This window comes from Thioclava sp. F42-5, from assembly GCF_002213195.1.
GTDB lineage: Bacteria > Pseudomonadota > Alphaproteobacteria > Rhodobacterales > Rhodobacteraceae > Thioclava > Thioclava nitratireducens.
Genome location: NZ_NBNZ01000001.1, coordinates 138,395 through 149,331, shown reverse-complemented (window position 1 = coordinate 149,331; position 10,937 = coordinate 138,395). Strand labels below are relative to the sequence as shown.

Annotated in this window: 9 protein-coding genes; 4 read left to right on the top strand and 5 right to left on the bottom strand. The window is 64.8% G+C overall.

Translation table 11 applies throughout. The features are described 5' to 3' along the window. Positions 1-82 precede the first annotated feature (82 nt). Positions 83-619: a PAS and helix-turn-helix domain-containing protein gene (locus B6V74_RS00675; protein ID WP_088719385.1), complete on the top strand. Its 537-nt coding sequence runs from the start codon at positions 83-85 to the stop codon at positions 617-619. 56 nt (positions 620-675) lie between these two features. Here the strand turns inward: B6V74_RS00675 and B6V74_RS00670 are convergent, their stop codons facing one another. Further along, on the bottom strand, positions 676-1,782 hold the full coding sequence (locus B6V74_RS00670; RefSeq protein WP_168173045.1) for a cache domain-containing protein: 1,107 nt from the start codon (positions 1,780-1,782) through the stop codon (positions 676-678). Positions 1,783-2,068: 286 nt separating this feature from the next. On the opposite strand from B6V74_RS00670, the gene B6V74_RS00665 reads away from it, so the two are divergent. Beyond that, positions 2,069-2,647, top strand: coding sequence for a hypothetical protein (locus B6V74_RS00665; protein WP_088721700.1), 579 nt, complete (start codon positions 2,069-2,071; stop codon positions 2,645-2,647). A gap of 17 nt (positions 2,648-2,664) precedes the next feature. On the opposite strand, the gene B6V74_RS00660 is transcribed toward B6V74_RS00665, so the two are convergent. Both B6V74_RS00660 and B6V74_RS00655 read right to left on the bottom strand, forming a co-directional pair. Continuing rightward, the gene (locus B6V74_RS00660; RefSeq protein ID WP_088721699.1) at positions 2,665-4,653 is read right to left on the bottom strand and encodes a cellulose synthase catalytic subunit; all 1,989 of its coding nucleotides are present in this window, start codon (positions 4,651-4,653) and stop codon (positions 2,665-2,667) included. A gap of 12 nt (positions 4,654-4,665) precedes the next feature. Beyond that, a complete protein-coding gene (locus B6V74_RS00655; RefSeq protein ID WP_088721698.1) occupies positions 4,666-5,805 on the bottom strand; it encodes an HlyD family efflux transporter periplasmic adaptor subunit in 1,140 nt (379 codons plus the stop codon). Between the two features lie 259 nt (positions 5,806-6,064). Between B6V74_RS00655 and yghX the strand changes: the two genes are divergently transcribed. Together yghX and B6V74_RS00645 are read left to right on the top strand one after the other, a co-directional pair. Next, on the top strand, positions 6,065-6,979 hold the full coding sequence (gene yghX, locus B6V74_RS00650; protein ID WP_088721697.1) for a YghX family hydrolase: 915 nt from the start codon (positions 6,065-6,067) through the stop codon (positions 6,977-6,979). A 110-nt stretch (positions 6,980-7,089) separates the two neighbouring features. Continuing rightward, the gene (locus B6V74_RS00645) at positions 7,090-8,766 is read left to right on the top strand and encodes a thiamine pyrophosphate-binding protein (protein ID WP_088721696.1); all 1,677 of its coding nucleotides are present in this window, start codon (positions 7,090-7,092) and stop codon (positions 8,764-8,766) included. 12 nt (positions 8,767-8,778) lie between these two features. Here the strand turns inward: B6V74_RS00645 and B6V74_RS00640 are convergent, their stop codons facing one another. Both B6V74_RS00640 and B6V74_RS00635 read right to left on the bottom strand, forming a co-directional pair. Continuing rightward, positions 8,779-9,474: an SDR family NAD(P)-dependent oxidoreductase gene (locus B6V74_RS00640; protein WP_088721695.1), complete on the bottom strand. Its 696-nt coding sequence runs from the start codon at positions 9,472-9,474 to the stop codon at positions 8,779-8,781. 329 nt (positions 9,475-9,803) lie between these two features. Then, positions 9,804-10,928, bottom strand: coding sequence for a Gfo/Idh/MocA family oxidoreductase (locus B6V74_RS00635; RefSeq protein ID WP_088721694.1), 1,125 nt, complete (start codon positions 10,926-10,928; stop codon positions 9,804-9,806). Between the last annotated feature and the right edge of the window lie 9 nt (positions 10,929-10,937).

Here is a 10,937-nt window from a genome sequence, read left to right as displayed (position 1 = left end):
CGCAGGGGCGGCACGACCTCTATTCGTAGAACTACGCTATCGGGAGAAGAGGATGGAGCAGGACCTGCTGGACAGCGATGACATGGCGGTGCTGGCCTTCGATCATGCGCCGGTCGGGCTGGCGGTCACCCGCAATCGGGTGATCGAGCGGTGCAACGCGCGGTTTTGCGAAACCTTCGGCTATGCCGAAGACGAGTTGCCGCAGCGCTCGCTCGCGGTGCTCTACCCGTCGCAGGAGGAGTTTCTGCGCATCGGCGAGATCGGGTTGCGGCGGATGCGTGAGACCGGGCGCTATGCCGATGAGCGGATCATGCAGCGCCGGAACGGGGCACTGTTCTGGTGCCGGGTGCGCGGGCAATCCCTGACGCCGGACGATCCTTTCGCGCGCGCGGTCTGGAGCTTTGCGGATCTCTCGGAATCGCGCCCCGTCGCCGATCTGACGGCGCGAGAGCGGCAGGTGGCAGCCCTTCTGGCCGAGGGGCAGACCAACAAGGAAATCGCGCGGGTGCTGGAGTTGTCGCCGCGCACGGCAGAGGCGCATCGCGCGCGGCTGCAGGCCAAGCTCGGCGCGCGCAACACTGCCGAATTGGTGGCGCGGCTGACAGGGCTGCCGCTGTAAGGCTTATTCCAGATGAAAAAGGGGCGCCCGAGCGCCCCTTCGAGTTCGCTCCCTCGTCAGGGATTGGGTTTGGGTTCCCGTGGGACGCCGTTCTTGGGCGATAGCTTGCTCTGGATGATCGCGAGAGCGCTCGACAACGAGGCGGCCTCACGCGAGCTTGTCGCCTCTTCGGGGAAGACGTAATTGCCGTCCGCGATGCTCTTGGCATCCCGTGCGAGCCGCTCGACCGGGCGCAGCAGCAGCTTGAGGAAGACCAGCGTCACGATCAGCATGCACAGCGCCGCCGCCGCGACCGTCGCCAGCGTCACCTGCGTCAGCATCGGAAGATCGGTCGAAACGTTGTCGCGGCGCAGGACCGCGAAAACCCGCCAGCCAAAATTGGGCAGCTCGTCCTCGACGAAATTCGGTGCGAAAGCATAGGTTTCCCCGTTCTTGTCGTCCACGATGTGGAAGACGCCGGAGGACTTGCTGCGCAGGCTCGCGCCCGATGTCAGATTGTCGGGGAGGGGGGTGCCGTGGTGACGGGTGTCGATCACGGTATCGCCGTTGATGTCCTGCACGACCACGTCGATGCCAAGCTCCTTGCTGGCTTCGAACAGGAAACTGCGCACCCACGCGATCCGCACGCGGTAGACCAGCACACCGGCCTTCTGTCCGTTCGCGCCTTTCACCGGGGTCGAGAGGTTCAGGTAACGCTCCGGCTCGCCGGTCTGCGCATTGGTGATCACCTCGGTGATGGAATCGATCGACGGCACGCGTATGCCGTCGCGGAACCACCGCTTGGAGCTGACATTCTTTCCGACGTCATAGCCGTTCGAGCCGGAGATGATCGTGCCATCGGGCGCGGCGAAGCCTGCCCAGGCGACCTGACCGCCGGTCCGCGAGACGGCGTCCATGAACCTGTCGATGTCGTCTTGCGTTGCAGAACCGAGGGCCCGCGCCACGGCGTGCATACTGTCCCATTCCCGCGTCAAAGCCGTGTTGAAGCTGAGCGCGATCGCGTCCGAGCCTCGGAGGACCAATTTGTGCTCGATAGCTACCTGGTACTCGTGGGCCCGGTCCGAGACGATCTTTGCGACGAAGACTGCAGTCGCGGCCACGACAAGTACCATCGCCATAGCGGTACGCAGGAAAATGCCCCCGAGATTGTGATTTCGACGCATGGTCATCCTCGTTTCAATCCTAAGTTATGTACAGGAGGGAACGCCTATAAGTCATAGTTAATGGTTAATTACGGCGAGAAAGTGGTGTCGGGTTGTTGTTGTGAACCTTTTTGCGGGACCGGGGTCAGGCCGCTTGCAAAGCGCAAATCGACGCCGAACACTCGCCATCGAAGGATACGCGTTGTTCCCGTATTGGACGGCGCTGAAAAACAAGAGTTTCCCTAAGGTTAAGGGGAAGCAGAGGAGGCCGCCAAGGTCTGAGGCAGAGCTATACAGGATTCGCAGAATGCACAAGATTCACTGGCTGAGCGTCGCGGTCGCGACGTCGCTGACACTGGCGCTGGGGCCGGTCTCGCCCGCCCGTGCAGACGGGACGTTCTTGCAGGCCGATCTCGGGACGAACACCTCCGATGCGGTGTTTGCGATATCGCGCGGCAAGGTGAGTTTTGGCGCGAATTTCTCCGATTACGAGGGCGGCTGGTCGACCGGGGCCGTGGTGACGCGTGACTTCGCGCTTGGGGGAATCGGAACGCTGAAGGTCGGGCCCAGCATCGGGCGGACGCTGTCGGACGATAACTGGCGACTCGGGGTGCGGGCGGGACTGGAGCACTATTCGCCCACCCGATTCGGGCATGTCTTCCTGCTGGCCCAGTACAACACGATCGATCAGGATTGGTTCGCGCTGTTTCAGGCCGGGAATCGCTCCGGTCTGGGGCTCGAGCTTTCGGCGGGGGGAAGCGACACTTATTCCGAGCGGACGATTGCGGTGACCCAGAAAATCGGCGACGGGCCGGTCTCGATCCGGGCTGGCTGGCGGGCCTTCGCCAAGGAAGCCTTCGCGGGTCTTTCCATCAACACCTATTGATGCCTGCCGTCGCAGGGTCACTCGTCCGACGAGTATTTCGGCAGGAAACGGCGGTAGATGTCGTGCAGGAGGGCGCCCGGGCGGACATGGCTGACGCCGGGCTCGTCGCCTTCCGCGTAGAAGCGCACGAAGAGCTGTTCGCGCTGCTCCTCGGTCGGGAGCAGCTGCAACCGCGCGCCGTCCCGCGTCTTCGCGATGACGTAGCACTCGATCGGGCCGGTGATCTGGTCGATCGTCAGTTTGCCGCGGGTCTGTTCCGGTAAGGTCAGGCCGCGAAGGCGCACCGTGTCCATCGTGAAAGAGGTCATCCAGACCCAGTATTCCACGCCGTCGGAGTCGAAGGAAATCCGCTCGGGCTTGTCCGCGACATGGATTTCCCGCCGGGGCAGCTCAACACAGGCGCGACAGGTCGCGGCGAGCAGGAACAGATTGTAGATGGTCCAGAACAGGATCACCCATTTACCGTCCCCCGCGTCGAAATAGGCGAAGCGATCCCAGATGATCCCGATCAGAAGGCCGCCCAGCGTCAGGAAAAGCAGGATCAGGAACGGCATCATGATCCGCCATTGCACGACGACTTTCGACCGATCCCCGCCTTTCGCGGTCACCGAGAACGGGTGGCCATGGGGGCGCAGCAGACCTGTGAAGGCGGCGCGAGCGATCGGGATCGCGCCGATCAATTGGCTGACATCGTTCAGGATCGGCACGACCATACCGCGGCTGAGCATGTTGAGCGTCATCAGGCTCCACAGGTAGTAGACACCGAAATAGCTCAGTACGTCCGCGAGGCCCGCATTCACCACCGTGATGTTGAAATACCAGTAGAGCAGCGGATAGCAGATCGCCGCGATCCGGAAGGGGAAGGTCGTGGTCCAGTAGAGGATCGAGTCGATCACGCTCCAGCGGTCGCGCAGGCGCAGGTTGCTCTTCGAGAACGGTCCGAGCGAGGAGCGCGCGATCTGCATCAGGCCGAGGCACCAGCGGGCGCGCTGGGTGATGTATTCCTTGAGCCCTTCCGGGGCGAGCCCCTCGGTCAGCGGCTCGGCCAGATAGACGGTGCGCCAGCCCGCGTTCTGCAACGCCAGCGTCAGCATGAAATCCTCGGTCACGCTCTCGGTGTTGAAGCCGCCGATCTCGCGCAGCGCGCTCCAGCGGCAGACCGAGGAGGTGCCGCAACAAAAGGCGATCCCCCAGCCGTCGCGCGACGGCTGCATCTGATCGAAGAAGAAACGCTGCTCGTCGGGATAGGAGCTGTCGAGGCGGAAATTGTGCTGGATCGGGTCGGAGTTGAAGAAGTGTTGCGGCGTCTGCACGAGCCCCACTTCGGGGTCGTGAAACAGCGCCAGCGTGCGTGAGATGAAGCCGCGATGGGGCACGAAATCCGCATCGAGGATTGCGACGAAGTCGGGGTGCACCTCTTCTTCGGCCAGCCGGTCCAGCGCGTGGTTGATATTGCCGGCCTTCTGCCCTTCGTTGTCGGCCCGGCGCATGTAGCGCACGCCCTTGGCCTCGCAGAAATCGCGCAGCCAGTCGCGGCGGCTGTCGTCGCAGACGATGATCGTCTTGTTGCGGTGACGCAGGAACTTCGCGCCCACGATGGTGCGTTCGAGAACGTCGCGATCCTCGTTATAGGTGGCGATCAGGATCGCGACGAGCGGCTCTCGCTCGGTCGGGAGATTGACGTATCGATCCGCGTCCTCGCTGCGCAGCTTGATCCGCGACAGGACCAGAAAGGCGCTGAGCGAGCCGATCATGGTGAGACCTTCGAGTGCATAGAGCGACCAGCTCGCCAGCGCGTCCAGCGTCAGGCCGGGCGGGGCGAGGGTCTCGGTTCCGCGCCACCAGATATAGCGCAGCGCCAGAACGGCGCTGATCCCCAGCAAGACCGTGCGGTGCCAGTTGCGCCGCGTGTTGACGAAGCTCGGCAGGATGGCCGTGATGCCCACCACGAGGATGAGCTGCATCGCCGCCGAGCCAAGCTCTCCCAGTTGCGGATAGAAGAACATGCCGTCCCGCCCTCAGCGCAGGAAGTCGAGGGGGCGGCGCTCGAAGAATACCCGCCCGGTCCGCCCCACGGGACAGTCGAGATCGGGATCCGATTTCAGTTCCGGGACGAGAAGGGTCACGTCGTAACGCTCGAGATGTTCCTTGTTCGGCGCGATCGCGAGATGCTGGTAGACATCCGCCGCGCCACTCCCTGCGAGCCGGGCGACCGTCGCGTCGTAAATCCTGTCGCGCGAAGCCAGTTTGAACGTCGCGGAATCGCCCACCTTAAGGCTGTTATAGACCCCTTCGCTCACCGAGGCGGTCACCAGCGGGACGTCGCAATCCACAAGCTCCATGATCGGATCGCCCCGCTGCACCGTCACGCCATCCGCCTGCAGTGTCTCCCAGTAGATTCCGTTCGCAGGCGAGGTCACATGGCTGGAGGACATCGTGGCCACGCGCGTCTGTTCCTGCGCGCGGCGGTCTTCCAGCGTCTTGAGGCGGGTCTGGGCCTCCGTGAGGTTCGCTTCGAGCGAGGCGATCGCCTCGTCCAGATCGGCACCGCGCTGTTCGGAGCTCGGCGCGTCGTTATAGCCGTCGCCGAGAAAGACGCCCGACTTGGCCGCGTCGAGCGAAATTTCGAGCAGCGCCACGTCTTCGCGCGCCTGCATCAGAGGAGCGGTGTCCGTGGTGGCGGGCGGGGCGGTCTGCGCAACCTTGGTCGCGCTCGTCTCCGAGCCCTGCGCCTTCGGCTGGAGCCGGTCGAGCCGCGCGCGGGCGAATTTCAGCTTGGTCTCGATCTCGGCAATGCGATGTTCGCGATAAATCTTGGTGCGCTCGCCATAGGATTTGCGTTGCGCCCGTTTTGCGCCGAGATCGCTCTTGATACGATCGACGGTCGCCTGCGCGTTCGCGACCTCCATCCGCAGGTCGTCGAGCCGCGTCCTGTCGGGCAGGCTGTCATCTACAGTGGCAAGTCGTTCGCCCTTGGCGACATCCGCGCCGAGCGGGCGCTTCGGCATCGAAAGCTTGCCCGCAGTGCTACTGCGTACGGTGACGACGGGCGCATTGACGACGGCGTCGGCACTGACGCCCGACATCTGCTCTCCGACGATGACCCAAAGAGCGCCCGCGACGAGGACAAGGCCGATGACGGGACGTAGCGTTTTCAATTCGAGGCTCCTCGAGAATGCGCGTTTCAGCGGGGCGGGGCGATGACGCCAGACAACTTATAAACGTAACGTAATTGCAAGATGCAACCCAAGGCCGATAGGGAAATTTGATCTGTGATCTATGCGCTATGCCCATGCGGCTGGCGGTGGCGGCAGCGGCGGCGTTGGGCGGGCGCCTTGCCTGAACTATCCGTCGATAAGATGAGGGCAATTCACGCGTCCGTGATATGCTTCTTCCTCTCAGGAGGAGGATTCATCCATGACCGACCCAGCCAATGCGCGTCGCTTGACGGCGGCCGATTTCGACCAGGAACTTCTCGATCTTTATGACTATTATGTCCATGGCAAAATCTCGAAACGGGAATTTCTCGACCGCGCGGGGAAATGGGCGGTGGGTGGCCTGACCGCCGTCGCGATTCTCGGGGCGCTCGCGCCGAATTACGCGCTCGCCCAGCAGGTGGCCGAGGACGATCCCGACATTCAGGGCGAGGACATAACCTATCCCAGCCCGAACGGCACCGGCGAGATCACCGCCTATCTGGTGCGCCCGACGCAGATCGACCCGGACAATCCGCCCGCCGCGATCCTCGTCGTGCACGAGAACCGCGGCCTCAATCCCTATATCCGCGACGTCGTTCGCAGGCTCTCCAAGGCGGGGTTCGTGGCGATGGGGCCCGATGGGTTGTCCTCTCTCGGCGGCTATCCGGGCAATGACGACGAGGGGCGCGAGATGCAGCGCAGTCTCGATCAGGGGGCGCTGCTCAATGATTTCTTCGCGGGATTCGAGTATCTCCAGACGCTCGACGGCACCAACGGCAAGGTCGGCGCGACCGGATTCTGCTATGGCGGGGGCGTGGTGAACAAGCTCGCTGTCGCATACCCGGAAATGGGCGCGGGCGTGCCGTTCTACGGGGCCGCGCCCGACAGCGCACAGGTCGCAATGATCGAGGCGCCGCTACTGATCCAACTCGCCGCGCTCGATCAGCGCATCAATGCGATGTGGCCCGAGTATCAAAAGGCGCTCGAGGAAAACGACAAGCGCTACGAGGCTTATATCTATCCGGGCGTGAACCACGGGTTCCACAACGACACGACGCCGCGCTACGACGAGGCCGCCGCTAAGCTGGCAGAGGAGCGCATGATCGCGTGGTTCCGGACCTACCTCGCCGGGTGATCTGCCGCGCTTGCGACGTGCCGGGGGTGCGCTCGGATTTGGCGCGTGCTACGCCTCTCGCAGATCCGCGCCGAAGCGCGGAGCGGCACAAGAGGGAGAGAGGCGCGCGCATGAGAAACGGTGGTCAACTTCTGGTCGAGAGCCTCGTAGGGCTCGGTGCGCGCAAGGCGTTCGGGGTGCCGGGCGAAAGCTATCTCGCGGTGCTCGATGCGCTGCACGACACGCAAGGCACGCTCGATTTCGTGCTGTGCCGTCAGGAAGGCGGGGCGAGCTTCATGGCCGCCGCATATGGTAAGCTGACCGGGGAGCCGGGCATCTGCATGGTGACGCGCGGCCCCGGGGCGACCAATGCCTCGATCGGGGTGCATACCGCGATGCAGGATTCCGCACCGATGATCCTCTTCGTGGGGCAGGTCGGCACCGATATGAAGGGCCGCGAGGCGTTTCAGGAGCTCGATTACAAGGCGGTTTTCGGGACGATGGCGAAATGGGCGGTCGAGATCGACCGGGTCGAACGTATCCCCGAAATTCTGTCGCGGGCCTGGACGATGGCTGTGAGCGGGCGGCCCGGCCCGGTCGTGGTTGCGCTGCCCGAGGACATGTTGACCGCGATGACCGAGGCCGCGCCGCTTGGTGCGCCCGTCCGGATCACCGAGCCGCAGCCCGATCCGACGGCGATGGGGGAACTGCGCGAGATGCTCGCCGGGGCGGAGCGTCCCTTGATCCTCTACGGTGGGTGCAACTGGCGCGGGGACGGCACGTCGCCCATTAAGTTCTTCGCAGAAGCTTCTGATATCCCTGTGCTTTCGGTCTTTCGCTATCAAGACCAGTTCGACAATAATTCACCCGTTTTCTGTGGCGATGCGGGCGTCGGGATGGCGCCGCATGTGAAGCGTCTGATGCGCGAGGCCGACGTGATCCTCGCGATCAATGCACGCTTTGGCGAGAACACGACCGACGGCTACACGCTCTTGGATGTGCCGCAGCCCGCGCAGCGGCTGATCCATGTCCACGGCTCCGATCTGGAGATCGGCAAGATCTACCGTCCCGAACTTGGCATCCATGCCGGACCGAACGCCTTTGCCGCCGCACTTGGCGCAATGGACCCGGTCAAAGGCGGCTGGGCCGATTGGCGCGCCGAGGGACGGGCGGCCTATGACGCTGGCTTCGATCTGCCGGAGCTGCCCTCGCCGGTCGATATGGGCAAGGTCTGCGCCTATCTGCGCGAAGAACTCCCCGAGGACATGATCCTGACCAACGGGGCGGGCAATTTCGCGGTCTGGCCGGGCCGTTTCTTCCGCTTCGGGCCGAAGGCCACGCTGCTTGCGCCGCAATCGGGGGCGATGGGCTATGGGGTGCCCGCCGCGATTGCCGCCAAGGTGGCGCAGCCCGAGCGGACCGTGGTCTGCTTCGCGGGCGACGGCGATTTTCAGATGACGTCGCAGGAACTGGCCACCGCCGCGCAGGCGGGTGCACAGCCGATCATTCTGATCCTCAATAACGGGATTTACGGCACGATCCGCGCCCATCAGGAGCGCAATTATCCGACCCGCGTGTCGGGCACGACGATGGCGGTGAACCCGGATTTCGCGGCTTTGGCGAAGGCCTATGGTTTCCACGGCGAGCGGGTCGAGCGGACGGAGGATTTCGCCGCCGCCTTTGAACGTGCGCAGGCGTCCGAGACCGGCGCGGTGCTGGACCTCGTGATCTCGCCCGAGGCGCTGACCCCGCGCCAGTCGCTCTCGGCGATGCGTTCGGCGGCACTGGAGGCGGGCAAGGGGCGCTGAGCGCCTGCCGCCTCAGAACGTCTCGACCCAGGGGCGCAGCGTGATCTCGTTTGTCCAGGCGCTGCGATCCTGCTCGATCAGTTGGCGGTAGGTCTTCGCGATCGCCTCGGGGCGCAGCATCGAGCCGGGCTCGTCCGGCGCCTCGTTGCGACCGGGGTTGAGGATCATCCCGTCGATATTCACCCAGGCGACATGGATACCCTTGGGGTGCAACTCTCGCGCCATGCTCTCCGCCAGCCCGCGTTGCGCGAATTTGCCCATCGCGAAGGGGGCGGAGCGTGCGAATCCTTTCACCCCGGCGGACGCTCCGGTGAACAGGATCGTGCCGCGAGTGCCGTCGGCGGGCTCCGCCGTCAGCATCCGGCGCGCGGCGTGTTTGCCGGTGAGAAACGCCCCGATCGCAGTGATCTCGACGGCGGCGCGGACCTCTTCGGCGTCGAGCTCCGCAACCGGGCCGCGCACCCGTCCCGAGGGGTTGTAGACCACGACGCGCGGCGGCTCTGGCAGAGCGTCGAACAGCGCCGCGATTGCGGCTTCGTCGGTCGCGTCCAGCTGCACCGTGCGCGCACCGATTTCCTCGGCCAGCGCCTGCATCCGCACGGTGCTGCGGGCCGCGAGAGTCAGGTCATAATCGGGCGCAAGCTCCCGCGCCACGGCGGCGGAAAGCCCGTCGCCCACCCCGATGATCACCGCCTGTGCCTTGCTCATGGCCTGTCCTCCTTGCTCGGTTTCGGTCCCCGCGCGCGCCGCGGATGCCCTATGACATAGTCCGGTGCGACAGTGGCCCAAACCGGGCCTCGCGTCCGCGCCAGCGACAGCTTACCCGAAAAGTTTAAGATGCGAGCGCCAGATCACGATCGGGCAGACGGCCCCGAAATCGGCGAGCCCGGTTATCGACCAGATCAGCAGCCGGCCCGGCCAGTGGCGGCGACCGTCAGATGATCGGTCAGCAGGATTGCCTGCAGCGGCGTCGCGGGCGCGCCGTCAGCAGCGCCACGCCCACGCCCTGCGTACAGGCCCGGCTGACCGTTCTGTCTTCAGGCCACGCGGCGCCAAGGCTGCGCAGGGAAGTGCACGGCCTCGCCGGTCTCGATCGAGCGTTGCACGGCCTGACCGATCGCGACCGCGGCCCAACCATCTTCCAGTGTGACCTCGGGTGCTGCGCGCTCCCCGCGCACGAGAGCGAGGAAGCCGACATGCTGGTGATAGGTGGAGCCGTTGTGATCGCCAGCGGCGAGCAATTCCTCGGGCACGGGCAACTCGCGCTCCACCGGGCCCTTCGGATCGCGCGGCGAGATCACCAGCTTCGGTACCGGCGGCAGACCCAGATGCTCGGGCCAGAAGCGGGTCGGGCCGGGCACCAGCGCCTCGATCTTGCCGTTGGGCCCGACGGCGGTGACCTCCTCCTGATAGCGCGCGCCCTCGGCATACATGCACAGTTCCAGCATCGCCCGCGCGCCGTTCTCGAATTCGACGATCGCGAAGCCCGCGTCGAGGATGTCGGGTGCGCCGTCCTCGGAGACGTGGTTCACCGGCGCAGGAGCCGAGGCCATGACGCGCACCGGCTCGGACTTCAGCGCGAGGCGCATCAGGTCGAAGAAGTGGCAGCATTTCTCGACGAAGGTGCCGCCGGTATAGCGATTGAAGCGGTTCCAGTTGCCGACCTTGAACAGGAAGGGGAAGCGGTGTTCGCGGACCGTGAGCATGGTGATCCCGCCCGTCGCTGCCTCGGCCTCGTCGAGGAAAGCGGCGATCGGCGGCATGTAGCGATATTCCATCGCGACCCAGACCGGGGCGGGGTAGTTGTCGCGGAAGGCTTGCAGCCGCTCGGTATGGGTCGGGTCGGTGAAGAGCGGCTTTTCCACGAGCACCGGCAGCGGGCGTGTCGATGCGATCTCTTCGAGCTGTTCGAGATGGCGGAAATTCGGGCTGGTGATGACGAGGCAGTCGAGCGCCTCCACCGCCAGAAGCTCCGCCACCGAGGCCACCATCTGCGCCCTCGGCGCGAGCGTCTGCGCGGCCTGCGCCATCTCTGCGTTGGGCTCGAAGATCGCCGCGACCTCCGCCCCGTCGAGCAGTGCGATATTGCGCAGGTGTTCCTGTCCCATCATGCCGCAGCCGATCATGCCGTAGCGAACGGGTTCCGTCTTGGTGGCGCTCATCCGAGCCTC